This is a genomic window from Micromonospora sp. NPDC049301, from assembly GCF_040678715.1.
Lineage (GTDB): Bacteria > Actinomycetota > Actinomycetes > Mycobacteriales > Micromonosporaceae > Micromonospora.
In genome coordinates, this window is the sequence record NZ_JBFAQO010000001.1 from 1,263,594 (window position 1) to 1,289,122 (window position 25,529).

The window sequence follows — 25,529 nt, forward strand, 5'->3', positions numbered from 1 at the left end:
GTGCCGCAGCCCTCCGCCAACGCCTCGTCGGCGGTCCAAGAGGACCAGGGGGCCGCAGGCCGACGACTGTGCACCGTGGACAGCAGGGGAGTGCAGCAAGGCTAGAGGCGGTGCCCCCACCGCTCCCGACCTGTACAAGCTGCTTGACCTCGGATGCAGCCGTACCAGAAGCCACCGCCAAGAGTTCGGGACGAAGAGGTCGTCGGTTCAAATCCGGCCACCCCGACTAGCTAGCAGAAAACACCTGAAACAGCGCCCTGCGCCGAGTAGACAACCCGCTCCTGCGCAAGCCCTCGCCTCGGATGTTCGGCTGACATTGATATCGACCTTCGGGGCTAGACAAAATCGACACTGCTCATAGAGGATACCAGGACTGCGACCGTCTCAGGAGGCTCCGCATGGGCTCTCTGGACAGCTTGGGGTTCACCCGGCTGATAAGGACTGTCATTCCGGGACTACTTCTATCAGTGACCTCTGCGGGATATTTCGACATCGTGGCATTTCACCTTGGCCACGGAACACCCGTATATAGCTGGTCGGAGCGCTCAGCAACGCTAGTTATTGCCGGAGGGCTTCCTCTAAGTATCGTGTTTGGAATTGTTTCCAATATGCTCGTATTCGGATGGGCAACGGATCATCTCATCCGCAAACCATTCGCACATGCGCATCCCGCCATTGGGTCACTCGAAGCTAAGTTGAGGGACGAAGTCGTGTCCCTGAAGGCTCCACATTGGAGCGTTGACTTGGCTGGATCCGGGTTCCAGCCAGACCTAGAATTCATTCTAATCAATGAAATACAGCTTGAGAAGATCACATTCCTTCAAGAAAGCTACTGGCATTACCTCGAGTTTCAGATGAATACGGCCGTAGCATTTATCTATGCGACACCTCTTGCCGTCGCCGCGATTCTAACCGGCACGAAGTCCTCGGGGCAGATCTGGCTTGGAGTATGTGCATCAGCAGTAGTAGCTCTTGTCGTTATAGCTCTCGCGCTATTCTTGGTCCGGACCGCTCGAGTCAACTTCAGGAAGCACCGGTTCAAGCGGCTGAGCCTCCTGCTCTCGGCCGCGTACGAGGTTCGAAAGACTGGGTCAACGGACGGCAGCGACCGACTGGAGGGTGTCGCAATCCGCCCCCACGACCTTCGACTTCCGGGCCCACGCAAGCGGCGAATCCGCTCCAATCCCGGCCGCTGATAGGGCGACGTTCGCGTCGAATTCAAACCCGTGGCAACCTCGCGGGCGCCTACCAGGCGGTGAGCCGGGTGGCCGAGGCGATCGGCGAGTTCGTGCAGCTGCTCGCCGACCAGCTGCCGGACGTCGCCCCGAATGCAGGGGAGCGGCGACCCGAACAGCCGCCCAACCGAACCTGATCGGCGGCACACACGCGCCGCCCTCCACCGGCAGACTGCCGCGGTGAACGTCGACTACAACCTGACCTTCGCAGGCCTGTCTGCAGTCGCCACGATCGCGGGCGCGGGCGCCGGATACCTCGCCTGGCGGGCGGCGCGATCATCCAGCGACGCGGCCCAATCGTCAGCCCGGGTCGCGTCAGACTCCGAACGTGACCGACGCTGGTCAGCCCTGGCACCTGTACCTGCGTGGCCGGGAAGGACAACACGCGCGCGAGCTGCGGATCCGGCTGGACGGCCCGCACACGCTCGAACGTCTCGATCGGTCACCATCAGGGGCACGACAAGGTTGCCGAAGCCGCCCTAGTAGCGGCTGAATACGGCGGCCAGGTCCCCAGCTGCTACACAAGCATGGCTGTGGCCCCGGGCGGCCAGTCATCGACGAAGCCGTGCGCGCGGGCAGCTGGGTCTCATGCCCTGCTCGCGGCTGTTGGTACAAGGGCACGGAGCAGAGTGTGCACGGTCACCAGCGGAAGTACTCGCACTAGCAGGCCAGTCTCCCGCCCCCGGTCAAGCATGACCGGGGGCTGGATCGTTCCTTGAGACCTCTGGGAAGTCCGGGCAGGTAATGAACCTGTCGACAGCAACGCTGACAGCAACCGACCCGAACGAGGTCGGCCGTGGTCGGCGACTACGGACGGTTGTCCGCGATAGCGAACGTGAACGGACATCGGCGGACGCGGGGCACAGAGCTTGTAAGCGAGAGGTTGTACCGACGGCGGCGGCCATGTCAGCCGAGCGGCGGCAGACCGGATCAGAGGGTCAAGGATTCGAGTCCTACGGCGCGAACCGGGAAACTCGATCCAGCGTTGCAACTGCTGGATCAGGTCTTCGTTAACCGGAGCACCGTCGGAGGCGGTGTGAGCGGGGGCTTCCTTCCGCCAGGCGAAGGCGCGATCGAGATGCGTCTTCACCATGAAGCGCGCCTCTTCTGGTATGAGAAGTGCCAGCTCTAGCTGGCACTCGTAGGCCTCGTTCCAGCGTTGGTGGTAGTCACGCAACTCGGTCCCATCGCCGGCGTGCTGCTCCTCTACCAGGCGAGGACGATGACGAGTGACGTCGATTGCCCTGTTGAGGGCCACCAGGAAGCGAGCTAGGGCGAGGCGCCGCTCGTCGATGAGCCGTTGCTGACTCTGCCGCAGCCAAGTGGATCTCTCATGCCATGTCGTCCACGCCTGACTCGCGACGACCCCCAGCAATGCGGATGCAGCGGGCACGATCAGACTCGCGATGTCAGCCACGGCTACATGTTGACCGGAACGAGTACCCGCTATCAATCCCTTGCCCCGCGGGCAAATCCATGGGCTCGGGGCGGCCCGGCGTGCCTACCCTCGAACGCGCCGAGGCAGCGAGGAGGCACCAAACTTCTTGCCGGCGCGCGACGCGTGACGGCAACAGGCGGGGTAGGGGTCGCACTGGGCGGCACGGGATAAAGCCGGCGGCAGCAGCCGATGCGCCGCAACGGTGTTCGGGACGAAGAGGTCAGGTTGACCAGGCAGTTGGTCAACAAGATCCGGGAGGCACGGCCGGCTGCTGTCACGGGTGGACCTGCTCCAGGTTGTACCCGCAGGTAGCGGCCGCGACGGAATAGCCGACGGTGGCTGCCGCCAGCACGAGGCCGACACCGACGCCGAGGGCCGCCGCGCCTTTGACGGACAGCCCAGTTCGCCAAACGAACACGGCCGTCACCACAGCGGCCAGGGGCAGCGAGAACGCGAGCGAGAGCCACACGGTCTCGCGGAACACCCATACCAACCAAGCCGGATCGCCGGTGAGTTCCTCGCACGGCACCGGATGTGAGGGCATAGGCGCCGCCGCCAGCGGAGCAGTGGCAAGACCAGCGAACGCGTATGCCAACACCGTCCAGCTCAGCGCAGCCCGGGTCCTCGGCCAGTCAATCACGACCGCGACTGTGCCAGAGGCTGCCGAAGACGGCTAGGGCGCGCGGACCTGATCGCCGTACTGCACGAAACTGCAGCAACGGACGCGACCGCTGGCGACTCAGGCCAGCCAGACGGTGCGTGTGACTTTCGCACTCGCCGGCAACCCCCAGGTTAAGGGCCGGGCACAGATCCGGCACAACTGAGCGCGAGTAACGGCGAAAGACGCCGGAAACCGATGGAAGGCGTTTCCGCAGGCCAGGAGCTGTGTCGGGAGTAGCGCGCGAGGCTGGAAAGCCGGGCTCTTACTTCCACGGCGAAGTGTCGCCGGACGGGCCGCAGCACTTCCCGGTCGTCAAGGCCAAGCTGGACCGGATGCACCACGAGGAGCCCACAGTGACGGTCGCCGACCTGGCCGGTTATCCCGGCCCAGCGCTGGTGATGGTCGCCGACGACGACGAGGTCCGCGTCGAGCACACCCTGGCGCTGCGCGACGGGCTGTCGCAGTCGCAGCTCGCCGTGGTGCCCGGCACCATCCACGGCCTGCTCGCCGACAAGCCCGACCTGTGCAACCGCCTCATCATCGACTTCCTCACCGAGCCGATCGAACCGGCGGGCGCGGGCGGCAACGGGCACGGGTAGGGTGATGTCCGTCAGCCACGAGAGGAGGTGAGCCCGGTGACCACCCATCGTCATTCCTGGGCGCATCCCTCGGCCGTCCCCCTCAGCTGACCTCTCGCGTCGGGGAGCGCCCTCCTTATCGGAGGATCAATGACCTTCTCCCCGTTCCGCATCGACGTGTCCGATGCGGTCCTCGACGACCTGCGGGCCCGACTGGCCCGTACCCGCTTCACCGGCCGCAGCGGTGACCAGCCCTGGCAGGGCGGCGCCGACCCCGACTACCTGCGCGACCTCGTGTCGTACTGGCGCGACGGGTTCGACTGGCGGGCCCGCGAAGCGGACCTCAACGCCTACCCGCACCACCTGGCCCTCGTCGGCGGCCGGAAGCTGCACTTCCTGCACGTCCGCGCGGCCCGTCCGGCCGGCGCGCCCGCGCCGCTGCCGCTGATCCTCAGCCACGGCTGGCCCAGCAGCTTCGTCGAGATGCTGCCGCTGGTCGACCGGCTCACCGACCCCGCCCGCTACGGCGGCGACCCCGCCGACGCGTTCGACGTGGTGGTGCCCTCACTGCCCGGCTTCGGCTGGTCGGAACTGCCGACGGAGCCGCTGACCCGGGCCGTGCTGGCCCGTACGCTGCACGCGCTCATGACCGACGTGCTCGGCTACCGGCGCTACGGCGCCTTCGGCGGCGACGTCGGCGGGGTGGTCACCGGCTGGCTCGGCGCCCGGTACCCGGAGCAGGTGGCCGGCATCCACATGATCCACCCGCCGTTCCCGGCCAGCTTCGACGCCCGGCCGATGTCGGCGGCCGAGCAGGCGTACCTGGACGCCGAAGCCGCGTACGACGTGACCGACGGTGGCTACAGCGCGATCATGGGCACCCGCCCGGACACCCTCGCGGCGGCGCTGGTCGACTCCCCGGTCGGGCTGGCCGCCTGGCTCGTCGACAAGTACCGGGACTGGAGCGACAACCACGGTGACCTGGCGAACAGCTTCGACCGGGACACCCTGCTCACCATCATCACGCTGTATTGGGCCACCGGCACGATCGGCTCGTCGTTCCGGCAGTACGTCGACTTCGACCACAACACCCCACGACCCGACATCACCGTGCCCGCCGCCTTCACGGTGAGCACCGAGCCGTCGCAGGCCAACTTCCCCCGGACGATCGCCGAGCGGGCCTGCACCGACATCCGGCACTGGAGCGAACCGGGCCGGGGCGGGCACTTCATGCCGCTGGAGGAGCCGGACCTGCTCGCCGGTGAGCTGAGGCAGTTCTTCACCTCGCTGCGCCCGTAGTGCGCGGTGGCGGCGCCGGGCCGGTCGTCGGTCCGGCGCCGCCGCTGGTCTGTCACGCCCGGAAGCGTCGCCTCGTCAGGTCGGTATGAGAACCATTGTGCGACCCGCCGCCGCCCTGCTCGGCCTGGCCAGCTCGGTCGTCGGGGTGTGGGCGCTAATCTCGCCGGCCTCGTTCAGCAGCTGGGCCGACTTCCCGCCGCACCGGCACTTCGTGCACGACATCGGCGCCTTCCAACTCGGCATCGGCGTGACCCTGCTGCTCGCCACCATCTGGGCAGACGCGCTCGCCGTGGCGCTGGCCGGCTACGCGGTCGGCGGGACGGCCCACACGGTGGTGCACGTCGCCGACCGCAATCTCGGCGGCACCACCGGGCAGACCCTCGCGATCGCCGGCGCCGTGGTGGTGGCCGCAGTGGCGTTCGCCTACCGGTGGCAGGAGCGGGGCTGGGTGCTCGGCGCGGTGTCACCGACCAGCGTGCCGGAGCTGACCCCGTTCGGTCGGCAGAAGACGGTCCTGCTGACCACGTACCGCCGCGACGGCCGCCCGGTCGCGACGCCGGTGAGCATCGCCGTGGCCGGCGACCGGGCGTACGTGCGCAGCTTCGAGCGGGCCTGGAAGACCCGGCGGATCGGCAACAACCCGACAGTCACCCTGGCGCCCTCGACCGCCCGTGGCGTGCCGACCGGCCCGGCGGTCCAGGCCACCGCCCTCCGGCTGACCGGCCCGGAGCACGACGCCGCCGCCCGCACGCTGCGCCGCAAGTACCCGCTGCTGCACGGGGTGCTCGTGCCACTGATGCACCGTCTGGGGCGGCGCAGGACCGGCCGGACCGTGCACTTCGCGCTCGTCCCTGTCGACGCGACGGCACGGCTTGAGAGGCTCTAGCCTGTCAATTCTCTCCTTTCGGGAACAAAGGGAAGCATCGATCCCGCCACCGTTCCCTGTCTCGTACATGAGCGGTTGTACCGCGTGTGACCGTGACCTCACGCCCCACCGCTCCGGGGCCGCACTGGCGGATCGCCTGGGCCGAGCGCGAGAACGAACGGCGTCGGCGCGAGTACCGCCGCGACACCGACGCCTGGCTCCGTCGCAAGGACCACCTGACTCGACTGCGGATCGAAGCCGCCGGGTTCCTCGGGTGTACGCAGCCGCGCACCGGCCTGCCGGTGGAGCTCGCCGACGACGAGCTCGTCTTCCGGGTCGTCCCCGTCGCTCAGCTGGTCGAGGCCGAGGCGCGGCACGTCGCCGGCCTGCCGACGCCGGGCCCCCTCACCTGCGCCGACACACCCGACAACACCCTGCCGGCGGGCCTGCGGGTGGTCGACACCGGCATGGCCGTCGTGACCACCCATCGGGTGGCGTTCGCCGGGCGTGAGCACCGGCGTGAATGGCGGTACGCGGACCTGGCCGCCCCCGCCCACCACCCCGACGTCCCGCTCACCCTGCTGCACACCACCGATCACCGTCGACTTCTCGGGCTGTTGGTCTCGGCCGCCGCCGTGGTGAACTTCCGCTTCTACCTCACCCTCGCCATCGCTGCCGCCGCCGGGGAGCGTGCGGCAGTCACCGCCCAGCTCGACGCCCTGTTGAAGGCCCACCAGGGTGCGCGGCCTTCGCCGCCGTCACCCGTCGATCCGGAAGCGGCTCCGTTGACGGCGCTGCGCCCCGATCACCGGGTGGTCGTCGTCGCCGCCGTCGCGACGGTGGTGTTCGCGACACTGGGCCCCGACGCCCTCGGGCCCGGGCAGGCAGGCACCGTGCAGCGGGCAGAAGCCACCACGGTCACCACCGCGGACGCTCCGACGACTGTCGACGCCCTCGTCCCGGTCCTGCCCGTCGGCCCGGTCGCACCCGTCGGCCCGGTGGCGCCGGAGCGGGGGAGGGCCGGGTCGGTCGGCCGGACCGTGCCGGCCCTCACCACAGGCAGCGCGCCGTACGGCCCGTCGAGCACTACTCCGGTCCGGCCGGCGGTCGCGGATCTGCCGGCCCTGCCCACCGTTGTGGACCCGCCGACCGCGCCGGCCCCGTCCGCCAGTTCGGGGCCGACGCCCGGGCCGGCTCCGACCACCGACCCGCCCCCGGTGGGCCGCCCGGTCCTGCCCACCCCATCGGCGACGCCCACTGCTCCGGCCTCGCCGAGTCCATCGCCGTCGCCGGACGCCGCCCTGATCACGCTCTGCCTGGATCCCCTCCAGCTACCCCTGCTGGACCGGCTGCTCTGCCCACCGACCGAACCCTGACGCGCTGGTTCGCCGGCCTTCGTGGCGTGGCTCGGCCGGTTCCTCGCAGCCCGATTCAGCCGGTGGCGCCGAAGTCGGGGATGGTGATGGTGCCGTCCTCGGCGAGGGGAAAGCCGGGATTCCAGGCGATCTCCCACACGTGACCGTCGGGGTCGGTGAAGTAGCCGGCGTAGCCGCCGTAGAACGTCTCCCGGGCAGGCTTGGTCACCTCGGCGCCGGCGGCCACCGCCGCGGCGATCACCTCGTCGACCTCCGCCTGCGAGCGGACGTTCTGCGCCAAGGCCACGCCGCCGAAGCCGTCCGAGCCGGGGTCGCCGATGCCCGCGTCGTCGGCCAGCTTGTCGCGGCCCCACAGCACCACCGCCAGGCCGCCGGCCTGGAGGAAGACGGTCTCCTCGACCTCCTGGCCGTGCCAGCCAAGGTGCTCGTAGAACGCCTTTGCCCGCGCCACGTCGGTGACGCCGAGGGTGATCAGGCTGATCCGCTGCTCCATGTCGCCAACCTAACGCGTGATCACTCGGGGACGTGGCAGACGGCCTCGACGTTGTTGCCGCGGCAACTCACGCAGCCCCGGAGCTGAAGCATCCGAAAAGGAGTGCCACGCGAAGGTAGTCTGCACAGCGGGTAGCGAAGCCCGCCTGAGTGACGGACGGGTGCCCTGGGCGCTCCGGGCCCAGACGTCGGTGGTGCCGAACACACGGGGGAAACCATGTTCGAGCGGCTGGGCAGATTCGTTGTGGGCAGAGCGTGGTGGGTGATTGCCGGGTGGGTGGTCGCGGCAGCCGCCATCATCGCCACCACACCGTCGCTGAGCGACATCACCTCCGCCGACCAGGAAAGCTTCCTGCCCCGCTCCTACGAGTCCGTGCAGGCCACCGAGCTTGGGCAGAAGGCGTTTCCGCAGCAGGCCACCGCGACGGCGATCATCGTGGTCAAGCGCGCCGACGGGCAGAAACTCACACCGGCGGACGAGGCGAAGGTGGGCCAGCTCGCCCAGGCGCTCAAGGCCAAGAACATCCCGCACACGTCCGGCTACCTGACCGGTCCGCCCGCGGTCGCGCCGGACAAGTCGGTGCAGATCATCAACGTCGGGCTCGACGCCCCTGCCCCAGACGACCCGGCGTTGCTCGACGCCGTACGCGATCTGCGGGCGGACATCGGCCCGGAGCTGGCGAACAGTGGGTTGACCGCGGGCGTGGCCGGCGACGTGGCGAGCTTCGTCGACAACGAGGACACCTTCAACAATGCCTTCGCCGTGGTCGGCGTCGCGACGATCATCCTGATCATCGGACTAATCCTGATCATCTTCCGCAGCCCCATCGCCGCGCTGCTGCCCGTGGTGGTCGTCGGCGTCGTTCTGAGCATCACGACGGGTCTCGTCGCCGCCGCGGGCAAGGCATTCGATCTCAGTGTCAGTCAGGATCTGCAGACGATCCTGCTGATCGTGTTGTTCGGCATCGGCACCGACTACATCCTGTTCCTGCTCTTCCGCTACCGGGAGCGGCTGCGCGCCGGTGACGACAAGCGCACCGCGATGATCGTCTCCGTCCAGCGGGTCGGCGAGGTCATCACGTCGGCCGCCGGAGCGGTCATCGTCGCGTTCCTCGTGCTGCTCCTCGCCTCTCTGGGCTTCTTCGGCTCGCTCGGCCCGGCGCTCGCGATCGCGGTCGGCGTCATGCTGGTCACCTCGCTCACTCTCGTCCCGGCGGTCGTCTCGCTGCTCGGCCGGTACGTCTTCTGGCCGTCGAAGGCGTGGCAGCGTGCGCCCAAGGCGACCATCTCGCACCGGCTCGGCACGGTCGTCGGGCGCCGGCCGGCACTCGTCGCGGCGGCATCCGGCGTCCTCCTGGTCGCGCTTGCCGCAGGGGTACTGGGCTACAAGGCCGACTACGACTTCAGCGCCGGCTTCCCGCAGGACACCGAGTCGGCGAAGGCCGCGCAGGACCTGCAGCGCGGGTTCGCCGCCGGTGCGCTCGCCCCTACCGAGGTCTACCTGACCACCAGTAACGGGTCGCAGCTGACCGAGCAGCAGGTCAACGACTTCGCGGCGGCCGTAGCGAAAGCTCCGGGTGTGGGCCAGGCACAGCCCCCGGAGCGCAGCACCGACCCGAGTGTGGCCCGGGTCAACCTGCTGCTCAACGAGAACCCGGTCTCCAACGAGGCGATCACCCTCGTCCGCGAGGACCTGCGCGATGCTGTGCACGCGGCGGCCCCGCCCGGCACCCGGGCGCTGGTCGGCGGGACCACCGCCATCTTCGCGGACATCAACTCGGCGAACAACCGAGACCTGTCGGTGATCCTGCCGGTCGCGGCCGGGCTGATCGCGCTCATCCTCGCGCTGCTGCTGCGCAGCCTGGTCGCGCCGATCTACCTCGTGATCGCGGTGCTGCTCAACTTCGCCGCCACGCTAGGCGCCACGGTCTACCTCTTCCAAGGGCTGCAGGGCGAGCCCGGTGTCACCTTCCAGCTGCCGATCATCCTCTACCTCTTCGTGGTGGCGATCGGGACCGACTACAACATCCTGATGATCGCCCGACTACGCGAGGAGGCGCGGGAAGGCAACGAGCCACACGAGGCTGCCGCCATCGGCGTGGAACACGCGGGCCCGACCGTCGCGGCGGCCGGACTGATCCTGGCCGGGACGTTCGCGGTGCTGCTGCTCGCGCCGATCTCGTTCCTGCAGCAGATGGGCTTCGCGGTGGCGATCGGCATCGTGCTGTCGGCGTTCGTCATGTCGATGTTCTTCGTTCCGGCGCTGACCGCGCTGATCGGGCACAAGGCGTGGTGGCCGGGGCACGGCGACGAGCGGCCGGCCGGCGGGCCGCACGCCCCGCCAGAGCCGGCGACCGTGGCGAAGGGATAGCGGGAGTTGTCCACGCGGAGGGTCTCGACGCGGTGCGCCGAGTGGCGGACGGCGGCATGGTGATGGAGGCAGCACGCTCCTCGTAGCGGCGCGGCGACCTCGACAGTCTGATCGGCCGGGCGACCGCGAGCCGCTGCTCGTGCCGGTCATGCGCGGCGGCCGTCGCCTGGCCGCCGCCGACCCGGCCTGTGAGGTACGCGCCGCGCGCGGCCGGTTCGACGCGGACCTCGCCTGGCTACCGGAGCCAGCGCGTCGGCTGGCGGACCCGGAGCCGCTCACCGCCGCCGTCAGCCCGGCCCTGCCGCGCTGCACGAGCGGGTGGCCGCGCAGGTGGGGCGGGGCGGGACCTACTGACAGCCGGGCCGAGGCGGACGCGTCGGGGCGGTCATCGCGGCGGGCCGGTGGCAACCCCGGGCTGGCGCGTCGGCGCCAGCCCGGAGCAGCGTTCGCGCTACCGCAACGCCAGCACGGCCAGGTAGCCGAGGTGGTCGGAGGCCCACCGGCCGTCGGGGGTCTGCCGCTCGGTGCCGAAGATGCGGCTCGAGACGGGAACGACCGCCCCCCGGAACAGGACCATGTCGATGCGGTGCTCGACGGCGTCGGCCGGTTGGTTGAGGTCGTCGCCAAGACCCGCGGTGAAACCGGGTTCACCCGGATGCAGGATCTGCCACGTGTCCCGCATCCCGCCGGCCACCAGGGCGGCGTAGGCGAGCCGGTTCTCGGCGACGGGCAGGTCGGGGCCCGTGTTGAGGTCCCCGGCGAGGATGACGTCACCCGGTGCCGTGGCGAGGGGGCCGGCCAGCAGTTCGCGCGCCTGCAGCACCCGGACACCGGCGTGGAAGGCCTCCAGGTGGGTGTTCACGAACCGGAACGGGCGTTGCCCGTGCATCACGTCCACCGCGGTCCAACCGCGGGTGCTGGTCACGGTCCCGTTCGTTGCCGCGAGCGTGAAGGTGAGGTTGTTGGTGAAGGTGCCGGACGAGGAGTCGGTCACCTTCACCCGGCCGCCGTGGCGTACCAGGATCACGTCGCGCATCGTGAGTCGTACGTCGAGGAAGTGCGGCGCGCCCGCCGGCGCCTCCAGGTCGGCCTCGGCCTGTACGACCGCGACGTCGTACGCGTGACCGGAGCGGCCCAGCTCGCCCATGAGCAGTGCCAGGTAGTCGTAGCGGATGTCGGTGGCTGGTGCGGGGTCAGCGAACGTGCCGGTGCGCCACAGAGCGACCTCCTGCAGTCCGACCAGGTCCGGCTTGTTCTTGGTGATCTCCCGGGCGAGCAGCTTCGCCCGGGCGGGAAAGTCGACCAGGTCGACGTGGCTCAACAGCGCGGAGTTCGCGGCCAGGAACGCCCCTGGTGTCGGCGCGCCGATGGATGGCGTCAGATCGCCGCCCAGATAGAGGTTCCGGGTCATCACGGTGACCTTGGATTTTCCTTCGGCGTGGACGGGTGCGCTGAAAACGCCGAGGGTGACCAGGGCGATGGCGGCTGCGAGGGTGACTCTCGCCGTTCGCCAGGAGGTGGTGGGTGTCGGGAGCATCCTTGTCGATCCTCTCTCCCGGCGACTACGCCGGCGTCGGACGTGAGATCGATCCGGTGGTGCGGATGGGGACGCGGAAGGCGGCGTCGCGACCTGTCGGCGGGGCGCGGCCCGAGGCGGTGCGTGCACCGTATCGCCGCGAGGCGGTCGGGGACAGCCGTGGATATCGGCGGTTCGGCCCCACCCGCCAACCGGTACGGGTACTCCGAAGGCCGGCCGCCCAGCGGCGGGGGCCTCGGCCCTTCGCCGCGAGCGGCGTCCCGGCCTCCTGCCGACATCTGCCTCTCGTGCGGCGTACGCCCTTCAGTCCTCGGCATCTGTCGTTGCTCCTAGCGATTTTCCCTGCTGGTCACGCAGCGATGGCTCGGGCTGCGGCATAGAGGTCAGCGGGGAGCGGGCGCGCCAACTCCCATTCAATGCGCATGGGCCGATCCCCGCTGTGCCGCCGGTACGTCATCGGCCCGGCGTACAGGTACGCCGGCACGCCCAAGGCACCTTCCGCGACCTTGGTCTCCCGTACGAACAGGTGCACGGTCGACCCCTGCGACGCATGGTGGATGTACCGCTGTCCGGTCGCTGACGCCGACGACGTGGTGCTCTGCGACTCCCACTGGAACAGCGTCTCGGTGATGGCCCGGTCGGCGTACATGGTTGTGGGGGAGTAGTGCTGTTCAGACTTCAAGAGGGTGACGAAGAACAGATCCGCCTGTTCTGACTCAAGCCACTTCACGCCCTCGCGCAGCGACCCCGGGTTCGGCATCCCGAACGCCGCGCACGCCTCGTTGCGGCTGTACCGGGCGTGCACCCGCAGCGGCGCCCCGCCGAGGCCGACCGGCTCGGTGACCCGGTGAATACGCTCCCGCAGCACCTCAGCGACCTGGCGCAGCTCGACGCAACGGGCCGGCTCACCCCAGAGCCGCGCCAACCGCTCGTCCCGCTCCGACAGCGGCACGTTGGGCCCCCACAGGCTGAAGTGCAGCATGTCCAGCAACCGCCCGCCGGTCACCGTTCCGCCCGCCGCCACCTGCTCCCACAGTGCCAGCCGCTCGGGGTCGTCGGTGTGCAGCATCCTGCCGATCGCCCGACCCAACTCCCGGTCGTCCGGCCCCGGCGCGGACGTCTCCACCCGGGCGAGCCGCCGCAGCCCGGTCCACCCGCCGAGCGTCGCCGACCGGTACACGTCCTCGATCTCCAGACCGGTCTCCCGCAGGAACTCGGCGAGCGTCACGTCGCCGACCTGCCGCAACTCGGCCACCATGCTGTTCTTCGAAGACGGCACCGCCTTCTCCAGGTTGCGGAGCACCACCTCCTTCGCCACCCTGTCCAGCTCGACGTGGCACCCACTCGGCAACGACGGGAAGTCCTGCTCAACCGTGTCGTACACCTCCCGGCGGCTGACCCCGGTTAGTGCCCGCCAGCGGAGGTCGAATCGGAAGTTGGCGTGCTGCCCGCCGATGAAGTCGAGCACCGTCAGGCAGGGCTTGTCGTCGTCCAGGCGCAACCCACGGCCGAGCTGCTGGAGGAAGATCGTCGCGCTTTCGGTGGGTCGCAGCATGAGGATCGTGTCGACCATCGGCAGGTCGACGCCCTCGTTGAACAGGTCCACGGTGAAGAGCACCCGCAACTCGCCGGCCTTGAAGTCCCGGATCAGTGCCTGCCGGCCCGCGGGGTCGACCTTCGAGGTTACCGCCGCCGACGGTACGCCCTGCTGGGTGAACCAGTCCGCCATGAACTCGGCGTGCCCGATGCTCACGCAGAACCCGAGCGCCCGCATCCTCCCCAGGTCAACCAGATCCCGAGTGGCCCGCAGCACCATCCGCGCCCGCGCGTGGTTGCCGGTGTAAAGGCCGTCCAGCTCCGCCGGGTTGTAGCCCTGCCCGCGCTTCCACTGCAACTGGGACAGGTCCACGTCGTCGTGCAGCCCGAAGTAGTGGAACGGTACCAACAACTGCCGTTCCAGGGCCTCCCGCAGATGCAGCTCTACGGCCGCGTGGCCGTCGAACCACCGGCGCACGTCGCCGCCGTCGGCCCGATCGGGCGTTGCTGTCAGCCCCAGGAGTACGCGCGGTCGCAGCCGCTCCAACAGCCGCGCGTACGTCGGCGCTTCGGCGTGGTGGAACTCGTCGACGATCACTATGTCGAATCGCTCCGGGTCGATCTCCTGCCGGTGCAGCGACTGGATGGAGGCGAAGACGTGCCGCCACTGTGTCGGCTTCGCGCCCCCGACTAGCGTCTCGCCGAAGCTGCCGTCCCCCATCACCTGCCGGAACGTCGACCGGCTCTGCCGCAGGATCTGCTCCTGGTGGGCGACGAAGAGCAGCGAGTCCACCCGCTTGTCCCGGTGCAGCCGCCGGTAGTCGAGGGCGGCGACCACCGTCTTGCCGGTGCCGGTCGCCATCACCACCAGGTTCCGCCACCGTCCGTGTACCGCACGCTCGGCGGTGAGGTCGTCCAGGATCTCCCGCTGATACCTGTACGGCCGGACCTCGAGGTTCGCGATCTCCGTCGGCGCCTCGCCGGCGCGCTCGCCGCGCAACGCGTGGCCCAGCCGCTCGCCATCCTTCGCCGGGTCGTACGCCTCGAACGCCGGGTCGTTCCAGTAGTCCTCGAACGTCGCGGTGAAGGTGTCAATGACGTGCGGCTGCTCTAGGTTCGAGACCCGCACGTTCCACTCCACGCCGTCGACCAGGGCCGACTTCGACAGGTTCGACGAGCCGACGTACGCGGTGGTGGTGCCGTTGTTGCGGCGGAATAGCCACGCCTTGGCGTGTAGGCGGGTGGTTCTGGTTTCGTAGGAGACCTTGACCTCGGCGCCCAACTCGGTGAGCCGGTCGAGGGCGCGCTGGTCGGTGGCGCCCAGGTAGGTGGTGGTGATGATGCGGATATGGCCTCCGCGGTCGATCAGCTCACGGATCGCCGGCTCGACGAGGCGCAGGCCGTGCCATTTGATGAACGCGCAGAGCAGGTCGACGCTGTCGGCCGACGCCATCTCGTGGGTGACCTCATGGCCGATCCGCGGCTGTTGGCGGCCGTTGACCAGCAGCGCGCCAGTGGAGAATGGGGTGGTGGGGCGTACCGGGAAGGTGGGCACGGCGGGCGGCGTCGGCAGCGCCGCGATGGCGTGCAGCAAGTGCTCGGCGTCGGCGACCTGGTCGTCGGCGCCGACCGCGTGCGGCTTGACCACCGCGATGCTTTCGGCGATCCGGTTGGCCACCTCGACTTGGCGGGCGAGCTTGTCGTCTCCGCCCGGAACGGCGAGCAGCGCCCGCCGGGCGAGGGTCGCGATGTGCCTGGCGAGAACGTCGTGCGCGTCGGCCGGGTCGAGTTTGTCATGCTGGACCAGGGCGGGATCGACGTGCTGGAGACGCCCGGCGAGCTCCTGGGTGATGAGGTGCTCGTAGATGCCCCGCTCAAGATCCGTCACGCCGGAAAGCTAACCAGTAGGCGTCCCGTTGCGCTGTCCCCCTGGTTGTTAACAGGCTCCGCCCGCTGAGTCAGCAGCTGCAGCGGCCCTCGTTAGGGTGAGATCATCCGTCCGCTGCGGAACGGGCTAACGTTCCTAGATCTATGGATTGCCGGCGAGCCGGCCTTCTGCGGTGTGGTTCGAGGTCATCCGGGCTGTCTTCGTCGTTGCCGGCTTGGTGCGGCTGGCACGGTTGCTGTTCTTCGCTGCTGTTCTTGGCTGCTGTACTGCTGGCGTCAGATCAGCCGCTGGACGCGCACCTTCGGGCGCTCGACTCACGCCGCGTCCGGTCGCCGGCCAGCCTCCCACGGAGACCGTTAGGCCGAGCTACTCGTCCTCATCTTCGTCCTCGTCGGGCTCGTAATCTTGCAGGAAGCGGTCCTCCAAGCTCTCGTACTCATGCTTCATGTACTGCTGCTGCAGACCGGCACATGAAACCTCGGCAGTACTTTTCAGTTCGAGCCCGCAGACCGGACAGCTCATGCCAGTGACCACGTAGATCACATCGCGATAGATTCCCCCTCCTTGAAGACGTTCGTCGGTCGTCCGCACCGGCTCGCTCTCTACGCCAATAAGGGTGGCACACGAAGGACAATTTGCCGCCTCTCCCGGCCACGGGAGTAGGGCATCACCTATATGAGGCACCATGTCGCGCCGCGCCGCCACTTCGTCTTCGTGCAGTTCGGCAAAAAACGCTCTGCGGGCTTCCACCCGCTGTTTAGTCTCTCTTTCCAGCCTGCGGTCCTCGGCATCAACCAAGGCTCTAGCCTGTTTAACCACCTGCTCACCGAGCAGAAAGACTGGGTCAAGGCCGAGATGTGGCCCGATAACGTCTACGATGCGCATGAATCGCGGAAGCCACTTTGATTCATTCACCGTCATCGCAGCTTCGCTGCTGTGAAGTTCTCTGTTCCTCAAACCAACCAAGATCACCGCGTCATTCTGCCGGTCTTGGTCGAAGCCATCAACAATCCTGGAAAGACGCTGAATCACCGTTGTCAGCGGAACGGACTTCGGTTCTGCACCGGGTTTGCCTGGGAAGCCCGCCGCGTGCATAAGCGCATCGCCGTTGAGATCGGCTAGGAGCATCGGGCTTACTCTAGCCAGCGGCGCACGAAGCAGGAATTCGAGCCCGAGTAGCAGCCACAGCGCGAAGATCTCACCGTCCGCCCGCGGGTGCTCTCGAGCCCGCGCGAAGTACACGTGAACCTTCCGGATCAAACCTTCGTAATCCCATGTCCCCGACTCCCTCACGTAAGTGATCTTCGCTGACCGTCCAGCGCTTTGTCCATCGCCACCTGAGGCCCGCTACGTGCTACTGGGCATGAACCACAAGATCGACGCTCAGCGGAGGCGGGCATCGATCGACGGGGGCTACCCGCGACAGCAGAGGCCACCGTCGGAGAGCATCCACACGCGACGCAGCGGCAACTGGGCTCGGAGCTCCTCAGGAAGCCGGTCGTAGGTGCGCAGCACGGCGTCGACAACGTCGGCCGCCTCCCACACCCGCACCCGCAGGTGCTGGTTCTTCGGACCGTCTCGGGCTGGGTTCGTCAGTCCGCCCCACGCGACGAGGGGAAGAAGGCGTAGTCGGCGCGACCCTGTGGCGGGACATCCCACATGTTGCGCCCGTAAGCGTCGTTGCGGAACGCGTCGCGGTTCCATGCCTTGATGGAGTAGGGCGGATTGGCGAGGACTGCGTCGAAGATGCGGAGTCGTCCGTGGTCGTCGTGGAACTTGGGGTTGTTAAGCACGTCGCCGTGGGCGATGTGGCCGTCGGCGATGCCATGCAGGAACAGGTTCATGCGGGCGATCGCGGAACTGCCGTAGTTGAGTTCCTGTCCGTACAGCCGCAGGTTGCGCCATTCCTTGCCCTGGCGCCGGAGTTCAGCGGCGGTGGAGATCAGCATGCCGCCGGTGCCGCAGGTGGGGTCGTACACCGACTCACCCGGCTCAGGCTTGAGCATCATCGTCATGATGTGGACGAGGGTGCGGTTGGTGTAGAACTCCTGGGCCGTGTGCCCGGAGTCGTCGGCGAACTTCTTGATCAGAGTGCCATGGTCGCGGGCACTTGCTCCGGACCGGCGCTCGGCGTGAGGCCGAAGCTAAGGCCCCCGCAATTATGTAGGACTGTATATACACTCAGATGTAGAACTGTTGGGCACGTAGCGTCACGTTCGTGATCGACCCCCGTGCGGATCGTGCCGTGTTCCGGCAGCTCGCAGACCTCCTGCGAGACCGGATCACGTCCGGCGATCTCGCGCCCGGGGCTTCACCGCCCAGCGAGCTGCGGTTGGCTCAGGAGTACGGGCTGAGTCGCACAAGCGTCCGACAAGCGGTAGCACTACTCCGGTCGGAAGGGCTCGTGATCGTGGAACCGCCGCGCGGCACGTTCGTCCGCGCCGTCGAGCCGACCGAAACGGTGACCCTCCTGAAGGGCGACACCGCCACCGCTCGGATGCCTACACCCGTCGAGCGACGCGAGTTGGAGATGGGCGAGGGCATCCCGGTAATCGTAATCTTCCGCGCCGACGGCTCCCGGGAGCTCTACGCCGCCGACCGCATCCGCGTCGGGCGATAGCCACCGACCGGCCTCGGATGTAGGACGCGTCTCGCAGGTGGTGTCGCCGGTGCTCGACTGAGGCCGGGCGGGGCCTCGTTGCTCGACCAGCGGAGAAAGGTAGTCGATGGCGTTGGTGTATTAGGTTCATGCCGTGCTCCCACAGCATTTACTGATCAGCCAGGTTCGGGACCTGTGCCGCAGCGACCCCCGGCCCGAGGCCGCGGTGATGTGGCAGTCGCACGCGTCCGGTCGAAATGCCGTTCACCTCTGGGTGCTTCGTATCGAGGGGAGCGCGCGGTGAGCCGGCCCAAGACCCGGGTGCTTGCCATCGCGTCCTTCGTAGCCGCGTTGCTCTCCGTGGGCGCCTTCGTCACCGTTGCTGCAATTTCGGGTGGCTGGGATGGCGGCAACACCGCCGGCACGTGGGTCGGTGGCCTGGGCACGACTGGCGCCTTCGTGGCGGCGCTGCTGCTCTATGGCAGAGAGGCGGACCGCGACGGTGAGCGTAATCAGGACCGGCGTCGACAGCAGGCGGAGAAGATTGCGGCCTGGTACGGATCGGAGGAGCGACCGGTCGAGCGCCGAGAGGAAGTCTTCAGCGCCGGGCCTAGCCGCGAGACGGCGGTGGTGTGGCGAGTATGGATTCGCAACGCCTCCGAACTGCCGGCCTTCGACGTGCTTCCCACTCTGTACAGACGCGACTCAGAATGGACAACACCCCATCGGGGCCGAGTCTTTCGCACTCATGAGACGCTGAAGGAAGATCATATCGGCCCTCCGCTAACAGTGCCGGTGCTGCCCCCAGGGAAGACGGTCGAGTTGCAAGTCACGGGAGCTAGTACGGAAGTCAGTCCGCTTGTGCAGTTGGAGTTTCGGGATAACGCTGGCCGGTGGTGGCGGTCCGCGAAGGGTCGGCTGCTGGAAGTTCGCCGAGTAAGGTGTGACACGTAGGCGGTGACATGCTAGAGCCGAGCAGGTCGTCGCGGCTAAGTTTCCTGCCGCCTGTGCATCAGTATCCGGCGTACAGGTCGACTCGTCCGTCGCCCACCAGGTCGCAGCCTCGATCAAGGCTGCTAGCTCGTATTGCCAGCCACCTATCGGCGTTGTTGGTCATCGACGGTCGGCATCTGACGCCCTAGACGCGCCCTGACCTTGCTCGCGGGCGCCTGAATCGTCGGACCGTTGATCTACCATCCACAGCCGTGGGAACGATCGATCTTCGTCCAGGTGACATCTTGACCAGAGCCGAACGCCAGCGCCGATGGGGCGGCTCGCTCCAGGGTGGGATTCAGCCCTCCGCTTCGACGCCGAACGTCTTCGTGTACTCCGACCCGCAGGAAGGCCGCAAGTACGGCTACGACTTCGACGGCTGGGCGAGCTCGACGGCCTCGGCATAGCTTGACTTGCCGGAGCCGTTTCGTCCGATCACGAGGGTCAGTCCGGCGTGCGGCTGCAGCCGGAGGGTCTGCTGTGGACCCACGCCTCGAAAGCCCGCAACGGTGATGGATTCCAGGTAGAGCGGCTGTGGACGCCGTCGCGTGGACGGGGCCCGCTCCGGCAGGTCGACGGGCTGCCCGCCGAGGACGGCGGCCAGCTGTTCGTCCCCGACGTACGCACCGAGCACAAGGTCTACGACGTCGTCAGCGACGTTGTCCTCGGCCAACCGGTCGAAAACCTGGTCGAGTAAGGGCTGGTCCGGGGCCATACGGGTCTCCCTTCCAGGCATGACGGTAAGTATTGTTGCGTCAACAAACAACCCACTTGCCAGGGGATTGCTGGAAGACACTGGAACTTGTACCATGCTGTTCGTGGCCGAGTCCATAGAGAACCTCGAGCGCCGGATCGAAGACCTCCGAGCAGCTGTCCGCCGAGCGGTGATGGCCCGCGACGCGGCTCGGGCTCGGGCGTTACGGGCTGAGTTGCGGAGTGCGGAAAAGGATTGGGAGCAGGCCCTGAGCGACCTCACCGACGAGGTGGAGCTCGACGCCGCGCCGTCGAAGCCGCAAGCACCGCTTGTGCCGGTGCGGGAGCAGGTCCACCACGCGCTCACCCTGCTGACGGTGCCGGCCGCACCGAAGCTGATCGCCGAGGTCCACGCCGCTTTCTACGGTGCGGGTGCCACCGGAATCGCGGCGAACAAGCTCACCCACCTGCGTCGGGACGAGGAGCGATCTTTCCGCACGGCGCGGCACTCCCGGCCGTACTACCTCTGTTCCGCCCTCACCGCGGAACACCTTGCCCCAGCCCGGGGCCTGCTCGCCATCTCCACCTGGCCACTCGAGAGTCGCATCATCGGGCCGTTGAGCCTCCGTGTCGACTTTCTGACAGCCGCCATCAAGGTGGCGGAACGGGCGACCAGGATGCCTGAGGAGGATTCGGGCGTCACCCGGCTGCTCTGGCGGTTCGCCACCACCATCCCGGGAGCAGCCGAACCGCATGGGGCGGTAGACCCGGCCACCGTGGCCAAGGCCGCGCAGGCCGAGCTTGAGGTGCACGCAGCGGCCGACCAGTCGCAGCGGGAAGCGGCGGCCGAGCGTGCTCGTCGGCAGATGGACGAGGCCGAGCAGCTCTTCGGCAGCAAGCTGCGCCTACTCAGGGGGACAGCATGACCAACGTTGGCCAGCGGTTGGCCGCGATTCGGGGTGGGGGTGTCGCCAGCCGTCACAACGCCCGGACCGTCGCTGCTTTGACCACGAACCCGGGCTGCGCCCGTCGAGCGGTGCTCGACTGCGCCGGTGTCGACAAGCAGCGGTTGGCCGCCTACGTCGACTACCCGGCCCGGTTCGGCCAGTCGCAGTTCGCCATCACCCGCGGCAACGCCTTCGAGGCGCAGGTCAAGGCCAACGGCTGCGCTGAGTTGCTCCGGCTGCTGCGGGAGAGGCTCGACCTCGACATCCCCGAGGTCTCGTACGACGACCTGGAGTCGGTCGCGGGCCACGAGAGCCAGGATCTTCGGTACGCCCGCTCGCGCGCGTTGCTGACTCGGGCCGCGGCCCACGCCGACGGCGCCGGCACGCTCTTCGACCACCCGCTGCTGCGGCTCGAGGTCGCCGGCCAGCAGGCCTACTTGGAGCCGGACCTGATCGCGTTCCAGCACGACGGCCAGTTCCACGTCGTGGAGATCAAGTCGTTCGCGGTCATCGACGGGCAGGCCGACCCGGGCAAGGTCGCGGGCGCGGCGATCCAGGCGGCCGTCTACGTGCTGGCCATGCGCGAGTTGCTCGGCGGGGCCGGATTCGACCCGGAGATCGTCTCGCACGACGTCGTGCTGGTCTGCCCCCGTGACTTCTCCAACCAGCCGATGGCGGTCCGGGTCGACGTCCGCAAGCAGCTTGCCGTGCTGCGGCGGCAGCTGTCCCGGATGACCCGGATCGACGCGCTGCTGGCCGACCTGCCGGCCACCCTCAGCTTCGACTTCGCGCCCGACGACAACGGGGTGCCCACCCGCTCGCCGGCCTCGCTGGTCGCCGCCCTCGACGCCGTCGAGGCCCGATACTCGCCGGAGTGCCTGGCCAGCTGCGAGCTCGCGTACTTCTGTCGGCACGAGGCTCGCGGCTGCACGGCGGCGCTGGGCAAGTCCGTGCGGGACGAGATGGGCGGCATCGAGCGGGTCGAAACCGCGCTCGCCATCGCCCGCAACCAGCTCGCGCCGGCCGAGGACCAGCAGGAGGCCGCGGAGCTGCTACGCGCCGCCGCGCGGTTGCGGGCTGAGTTGATGAGCGGGGTGGCCGGATGAGCACCCTGACCAGCCTGGCGCGGGCCGAGGCCGTGGTCGAGGGCGTCGCCCAGCGCACCACCACCGTGCGCCATCTGCACATCGCCGACCGGCCCCTGGTCTTCATCCCGCTCACCATGGCGGGCGAGGCCAACGCGCCGCTCGCCGCCATGGTGGGCGACGACCGGAACGATCCGAAGCTGCTGATCGTGCCGCAGCCCCGGAACCGCGACCAGCGGTTCGCGTTCGCCGCCGGGCTGGCTGGGCTTTTCGTTCCCTACGTCCATAGCTTCTACAGCGACGTGGAAGCGGTGCCGACAAACAAGGGCAAGGACACTCGCCACCGCTACGCCGACGCGCCACAGCTCCTCGTACCCAACCCCGGCGGAGTCGGCTTTACCCGGCTCTTCGGCCGGTCCACCCGATTCCGCCGCACCGACGGCGACTACCCGGTGGATCCGTCGGTGCCGCTGCTCGGCCGCTGGCTAACCTATTTCGCCGAGCAAGCCGAACATCCTGGCTCCTCGACGCTGCTGGCGATGACCCAGGCGCTCACGATGCACTGGGCCACCGGTCAGAGCCCGCTCGAGGACGCCCAACTGGCCGCGCTCCTGGCCTGGATCACGCCCCCGCAGGGCATGACGGGCGCCGAAGCGGCCGCCGCCGCTGAGGATCCGGTGACCTGGCCGCCGGCCGGTCCGGCTACCGACCCGACCTTCGACAACGAGGTGCTGACCCCGGCCATGGCCGCGTACGACCGGGCGGTGGCCACCGACTCGCAGGTGGCCCGGCGTCGCGATGAGCTGGAGGGCATCCTGCGCTCGCAGCTCGAGCCGACCTGGCGGCAGATGTGGCAGGCGATCTCGTTGCTGCGAGAGCTGCCAGCCGGGGCGCACGTGCCCAAACGCTGGGCGGAGGACCGGGACGCCTTCACCAGCTTCACCGCGTACCTCGATGAGGGCGGGTTCCCGCAGCCGCGCCGCGACGGAGCTGTCGTCGCGGCCAGGAAGCTGCACCGCATGGAGCGGGCGCTGACCTCGTACGACGTGCAGCGGGCCTACGACGACCCGATGGTGATGGCCGACTACCGGCTCACCGGGGAGGCGTTCGTGGGTGAGGTGACCGCCGCCCACCCGACGCGGATTGACGACAGCGGGAAGCGGCGCGCGCTGCGGCCGTGGATTGCGGTGACCACCGCCGACCCGGTGCTGGTCACGCCGGGCACGACGCTGTTCTCGCCCGAGCAACCCAGTGGGCAGAAGGCGCGGGTGATGTCGGTGGCGCAGAAGGACGACGGGACGACCGCGGTCGTGTTGGAGCTGACCGGCGGGATGGGGCGCTCGCTCACCCCGGCCCCGGGCACTGTGCCGGAGGTGGGGAAGCGGATCTGCTACACCACGCTCAGTGACTCCTTTATGCCGCCGGGCGCCTTCCCATCTCGGGAGGAGACGCCGTGGACTCACGGCGGCCCGCCGGCACCGTACGAGGACAGCGCACCGACCACGGAGGACGCCCACGAAGAGTGGTCGTGACGTTTCGGCCCGCAGCACCGCTAGTCAACGACCAATCAATCAGATCCGTGGGGGAGCTGAGTTGAGCAAGTTGGGCACCATCCTCGACCAGATTGACTCGGGCACCGTGCTGTTGCCCGAGTTCCAGCGCGGCTACGTATGGAACCGGGATCAGGTACGCGGCCTGATGCGCTCGCTCTACCTCGGCTTCCCCGTCGGCGGGCTGCTGGTCTGGGAGACGGAAGCCGACCACGGCTCGGTCCGGGGCAGCGACCACGTCGGCGGCGGGGTGAAGCAGCTGCTCCTCGACGGGCAGCAGCGGATCACCTCCCTCTACGGGGTGGTCCGCGGCAAGCCGCCGGCGTTCTTCGAGGGGGACCCGGCCGCCTTCACCGGCCTGCGGTTCAACGTCGAGGAGGAGACCTTCGAGTTCTACGCGCCGGCGAAGATGAGGGACGACCCCACCTGGGTCGACGTCACCGAGCTCTTCATCGACGGCATCGAACCGCAGATCGGCAACCTCACGTCGCACCCGGACACCATGCCGCACTTCGCGACCTACATGGGTCGGCTCATCCGGCTGCGGAACATCCTCGAACGGGAGTTCCACCAGGAGAAGATCACCGGCGCGGACAAGGGCGTCGACGTCGTCGTCGACATCTTCAACCGGGTCAACTCGGGCGGCACCAAGCTCTCCAAGGGTGACCTGGCGCTGGCGAAGATCTGCGCCGACTGGCCCGAGGCCCGCTCGACGATGCGCAAGCACCTCGGCACCTGGTCGGCCGCCGGGTTCCAGTTCAACCTCGACTGGCTGCTGCGGAACGCCAACGCGGTAGCGACGGGCCGGGCCCAGTTCGAGTTCCTGGAAGGGGTCGGCTCGGCCGAGTTCGCGCAGGCGCTGACCTCGAGCGAGCACTACCTCAGCGGGTTCCTCGACGTGGTCTCCGGTCGCCTCGGCCTGGACCACGACCGGGTGCTGATGGGCCGCTACGCCTTCCCAGTGGTCTCCCGCTTCCTGCACCTCAACGGCGGCACGTTCGCCGACGCCACCCAGCGCGACCGGATGCTCTTCTGGTACATCCACGCCGCGCTGTGGGGGCGCTTCGCCGGCTCCACCGAGACGATCCTGACCCAGGACTACGAGACCGTTGCCCGCAGCGGCATCGACGGCCTGATCACCAGCCTGACCCGCTGGCGCGGCGGCAACCTGGTGATCGACGGCCAGGACTTCGAGGGCTTCGGCCGCGGCTCCCGCTTCTACCCGCTGCTCTACCTGCTCACCCGGGTGCTCGGCGCCCGCGACTTCGGCTCCGGCCTGGAACTCAAGAGCGAGATGCTGGGCCACCTCACCTCGCTGCAGGTGCACCACATCTTCCCCAAGGCGCTGCTGTACAAGCACGGCTACGGCCGGTCGGAGGTCAATGCCGTCGCCAACTTCTCCTTCCTGACCCAGCAGACCAACCTCGCGATCGGCAAGCGGCCGCCGGAGGACTACTTCGCCGAGACCCAGCAGAAGCACCCGGGCGCGCTCGAATCCCAGTGGATCCCGACCGACCCGCAGCTCTGGCGGCCCGACCGCTACCTGGACTTCCTCGCCGCCCGCCGGGAGCTGCTGGCCAACGCCGCCAACGGGTTCCTCGCCAGCCTCCGGGACGGCACGAAGCCGGCCGCCGAGCCGCTGCGACCGGTGGTCGTGGTCACCGAGGAGGAGGTCGACGACGTCCGCGCCGGACAGGTGAAGGCCCTCGTCGAGGAGCTGACCGCCGCGGGCTGCGCCGAGCCCGCCCTCGACAGCGAGATCGCCGACCCCGCCACCGGTCGATTGCTGGGCGTCGCGGAGGCGTACTGGCCGGACGGCCTCCAGCCGGGGCTGGGTAACCCGGTCGTGCTGGAGCTGGACGCCAACCCGGAGCTGGCCCGGATGGAGGAGCTCGGCTACGAGGTCTTCACCTCGGTCGACGCCCTTCGCGGTTACGTCGCCCGGCGCAACGAGCAGGCGGCGGGACTCGCCGACGCTGAGCCGCTCGTCGAGGAGCCGGACGCCGACGCCGAGACGACCAACGGTTCGGAGAATGTGCCGGTCGTGCCGGCCCAGCCCGGGGGCGACCAGGGGACGGTCCCGGACTTCGAGCGAGCGATGCGCGGGGTGTACGAGGCGGCGCGGCGCGAGGCCGGCTACAACGCCACCTACTTCCTCGGCATGATCGCCGAGCACGGTGGCCTCGCCACCGCCAAGAAGCTGCTCGCCAGCCCGGTCGTGTCCGACGGGTTCGCGGCGCTGTGGGAGCGCGGGCGACTCGACCTCACGGTGGAGGCCCTGGTGGTCAAGGACGAGTACGAGTCGCTCTTCACGCCCCACGAGCTCGACATCGCCCGGCACCGACTGCGGCAGTTCGACTTCGACACTGCGGCGCGGCGGTGAGCA

The 25,529-nt window shown here is 68.6% G+C and carries 19 protein-coding genes and 1 pseudogene; 13 read left to right on the forward strand and 7 right to left on the reverse strand.

What is annotated here, in order from left to right:
* Window positions 1-398: 398 nt before the first annotated feature.
* Window positions 399-1,196, forward strand: a complete 798-nt coding sequence (locus AB0K07_RS06045; RefSeq protein ID WP_363751300.1) for a hypothetical protein — start codon at window positions 399-401, stop codon at window positions 1,194-1,196.
* Window positions 1,197-2,947: 1,751 nt separating this feature from the next.
* On the opposite strand, the gene AB0K07_RS06050 is transcribed toward AB0K07_RS06045, so the two are convergent.
* Window positions 2,948-3,313: a hypothetical protein gene (locus AB0K07_RS06050; protein ID WP_363751301.1), complete on the reverse strand. Its 366-nt coding sequence runs from the start codon at window positions 3,311-3,313 to the stop codon at window positions 2,948-2,950.
* A gap of 299 nt (window positions 3,314-3,612) precedes the next feature.
* On the opposite strand from AB0K07_RS06050, the gene AB0K07_RS06055 reads away from it, so the two are divergent.
* From AB0K07_RS06055 to AB0K07_RS06070, 4 genes are all read left to right on the forward strand, one after another.
* The gene (locus AB0K07_RS06055) at window positions 3,613-3,933 is read left to right on the forward strand and encodes an alpha/beta hydrolase (protein WP_363751302.1); all 321 of its coding nucleotides are present in this window, start codon (window positions 3,613-3,615) and stop codon (window positions 3,931-3,933) included.
* A 129-nt stretch (window positions 3,934-4,062) separates the two neighbouring features.
* Window positions 4,063-5,211 carry an epoxide hydrolase family protein gene (locus AB0K07_RS06060; protein ID WP_363751303.1) on the forward strand — a complete coding sequence of 383 codons (1,149 nt, stop codon included), beginning with the start codon at window positions 4,063-4,065 and terminating at the stop codon, window positions 5,209-5,211.
* Between the two features lie 85 nt (window positions 5,212-5,296).
* A complete protein-coding gene (locus AB0K07_RS06065; RefSeq protein WP_363751304.1) occupies window positions 5,297-6,097 on the forward strand; it encodes a PPOX class F420-dependent oxidoreductase in 801 nt (266 codons plus the stop codon).
* Between the two features lie 92 nt (window positions 6,098-6,189).
* On the forward strand, window positions 6,190-7,452 hold the full coding sequence (locus tag AB0K07_RS06070; protein ID WP_363751305.1) for a hypothetical protein: 1,263 nt from the start codon (window positions 6,190-6,192) through the stop codon (window positions 7,450-7,452).
* A gap of 55 nt (window positions 7,453-7,507) precedes the next feature.
* Here AB0K07_RS06070 and AB0K07_RS06075 read toward each other — a convergent pair whose 3' ends face one another.
* Window positions 7,508-7,945 (reverse strand): VOC family protein, encoded by a 438-nt coding sequence (locus AB0K07_RS06075; RefSeq protein WP_363751306.1) that lies wholly within the window; start codon window positions 7,943-7,945, stop codon window positions 7,508-7,510.
* A 261-nt stretch (window positions 7,946-8,206) separates the two neighbouring features.
* Here AB0K07_RS06075 and AB0K07_RS06080 point away from each other — a divergent pair, with 261 nt between their 5' ends.
* Together AB0K07_RS06080 and AB0K07_RS06085 are read left to right on the forward strand one after the other, a co-directional pair.
* Window positions 8,207-10,315: an MMPL family transporter gene (locus AB0K07_RS06080; RefSeq protein WP_363751307.1), complete on the forward strand. Its 2,109-nt coding sequence runs from the start codon at window positions 8,207-8,209 to the stop codon at window positions 10,313-10,315.
* Window positions 10,316-10,439: 124 nt separating this feature from the next.
* Window positions 10,440-10,669 (forward strand): annotated as a pseudogene (locus AB0K07_RS06085) (nicotinate phosphoribosyltransferase); the annotation flags it as partial.
* A 97-nt stretch (window positions 10,670-10,766) separates the two neighbouring features.
* On the opposite strand, the gene AB0K07_RS06090 reads toward AB0K07_RS06085, so the two are convergent.
* From AB0K07_RS06090 to AB0K07_RS06105, 4 genes are all read right to left on the reverse strand, one after another.
* Window positions 10,767-11,852 carry an endonuclease/exonuclease/phosphatase family protein gene (locus tag AB0K07_RS06090; RefSeq protein ID WP_363751308.1) on the reverse strand — a complete coding sequence of 362 codons (1,086 nt, stop codon included), beginning with the start codon at window positions 11,850-11,852 and terminating at the stop codon, window positions 10,767-10,769.
* A gap of 349 nt (window positions 11,853-12,201) precedes the next feature.
* Entirely contained in the window at window positions 12,202-15,276 is a 3,075-nt protein-coding gene (locus AB0K07_RS06095) for a DUF3427 domain-containing protein (RefSeq protein ID WP_363751309.1), read from the reverse strand.
* 366 nt (window positions 15,277-15,642) lie between these two features.
* On the reverse strand, window positions 15,643-16,569 hold the full coding sequence (locus tag AB0K07_RS06100; protein WP_363751310.1) for a hypothetical protein: 927 nt from the start codon (window positions 16,567-16,569) through the stop codon (window positions 15,643-15,645).
* Window positions 16,570-16,868: 299 nt separating this feature from the next.
* A complete protein-coding gene (locus AB0K07_RS06105) occupies window positions 16,869-17,366 on the reverse strand; it encodes an N-6 DNA methylase (protein ID WP_363751440.1) in 498 nt (165 codons plus the stop codon).
* A 128-nt stretch (window positions 17,367-17,494) separates the two neighbouring features.
* On the opposite strand from AB0K07_RS06105, the gene AB0K07_RS06110 reads away from it, so the two are divergent.
* Together AB0K07_RS06110 and AB0K07_RS06115 are read left to right on the forward strand one after the other, a co-directional pair.
* Window positions 17,495-17,896 (forward strand): winged helix-turn-helix domain-containing protein, encoded by a 402-nt coding sequence (locus AB0K07_RS06110; RefSeq protein ID WP_363751311.1) that lies wholly within the window; start codon window positions 17,495-17,497, stop codon window positions 17,894-17,896.
* 279 nt (window positions 17,897-18,175) lie between these two features.
* The gene (locus AB0K07_RS06115) at window positions 18,176-18,829 is read left to right on the forward strand and encodes a hypothetical protein (RefSeq protein ID WP_363751312.1); all 654 of its coding nucleotides are present in this window, start codon (window positions 18,176-18,178) and stop codon (window positions 18,827-18,829) included.
* Between the two features lie 403 nt (window positions 18,830-19,232).
* Here the strand turns inward: AB0K07_RS06115 and AB0K07_RS06120 are convergent, their stop codons facing one another.
* The gene (locus AB0K07_RS06120) at window positions 19,233-19,583 is read right to left on the reverse strand and encodes an AAA family ATPase (RefSeq protein ID WP_363751313.1); all 351 of its coding nucleotides are present in this window, start codon (window positions 19,581-19,583) and stop codon (window positions 19,233-19,235) included.
* A gap of 19 nt (window positions 19,584-19,602) precedes the next feature.
* Here AB0K07_RS06120 and AB0K07_RS06125 point away from each other — a divergent pair, with 19 nt between their 5' ends.
* The 4 genes from AB0K07_RS06125 (at window position 19,603) to AB0K07_RS06140 (ending at window position 25,526) form a co-directional block, all read left to right on the forward strand.
* Window positions 19,603-20,487 (forward strand): hypothetical protein, encoded by an 885-nt coding sequence (locus AB0K07_RS06125; protein WP_363751314.1) that lies wholly within the window; start codon window positions 19,603-19,605, stop codon window positions 20,485-20,487.
* Window positions 20,484-21,614: a hypothetical protein gene (locus AB0K07_RS06130; protein ID WP_363751315.1), complete on the forward strand. Its 1,131-nt coding sequence runs from the start codon at window positions 20,484-20,486 to the stop codon at window positions 21,612-21,614. The genes AB0K07_RS06125 and AB0K07_RS06130 overlap by 4 nt, the downstream gene beginning before the upstream one ends.
* A complete protein-coding gene (locus AB0K07_RS06135) occupies window positions 21,611-23,125 on the forward strand; it encodes a hypothetical protein (RefSeq protein WP_363751316.1) in 1,515 nt (504 codons plus the stop codon). The genes AB0K07_RS06130 and AB0K07_RS06135 overlap by 4 nt, the downstream gene beginning before the upstream one ends.
* A 61-nt stretch (window positions 23,126-23,186) precedes the next feature.
* Window positions 23,187-25,526, forward strand: a complete 2,340-nt coding sequence (locus tag AB0K07_RS06140) for a DUF262 domain-containing protein (RefSeq protein WP_363751317.1) — start codon at window positions 23,187-23,189, stop codon at window positions 25,524-25,526.
* The last annotated feature ends 3 nt before the right edge of the window (window positions 25,527-25,529 follow it).

Excerpts from the sequence above, each read along its gene's own strand:
- AB0K07_RS06045 (WP_363751300.1), top strand. The coding sequence starts at position 399 with ATGGGCTCTCTGGACAGCTTGGGGTTCACCCGGCTGATAAGGACTGTC.
- AB0K07_RS06060 (WP_363751303.1), top strand. The coding sequence starts at position 4,063 with ATGACCTTCTCCCCGTTCCGCATCGACGTGTCCGATGCGGTCCTCGAC.
- AB0K07_RS06065 (WP_363751304.1), top strand. The coding sequence starts at position 5,297 with ATGAGAACCATTGTGCGACCCGCCGCCGCCCTGCTCGGCCTGGCCAGC.
- AB0K07_RS06075 (WP_363751306.1), bottom strand. The coding sequence starts at position 7,945 with ATGGAGCAGCGGATCAGCCTGATCACCCTCGGCGTCACCGACGTGGCG.
- AB0K07_RS06090 (WP_363751308.1), bottom strand. The coding sequence starts at position 11,852 with ATGCTCCCGACACCCACCACCTCCTGGCGAACGGCGAGAGTCACCCTC.
- AB0K07_RS06120 (WP_363751313.1), bottom strand. The coding sequence starts at position 19,583 with ATGGCCCCGGACCAGCCCTTACTCGACCAGGTTTTCGACCGGTTGGCC.
- AB0K07_RS06125 (WP_363751314.1), top strand. The coding sequence starts at position 19,603 with ATGACGGTAAGTATTGTTGCGTCAACAAACAACCCACTTGCCAGGGGA.
- AB0K07_RS06130 (WP_363751315.1), top strand. The coding sequence starts at position 20,484 with ATGACCAACGTTGGCCAGCGGTTGGCCGCGATTCGGGGTGGGGGTGTC.
- AB0K07_RS06135 (WP_363751316.1), top strand. The coding sequence starts at position 21,611 with ATGAGCACCCTGACCAGCCTGGCGCGGGCCGAGGCCGTGGTCGAGGGC.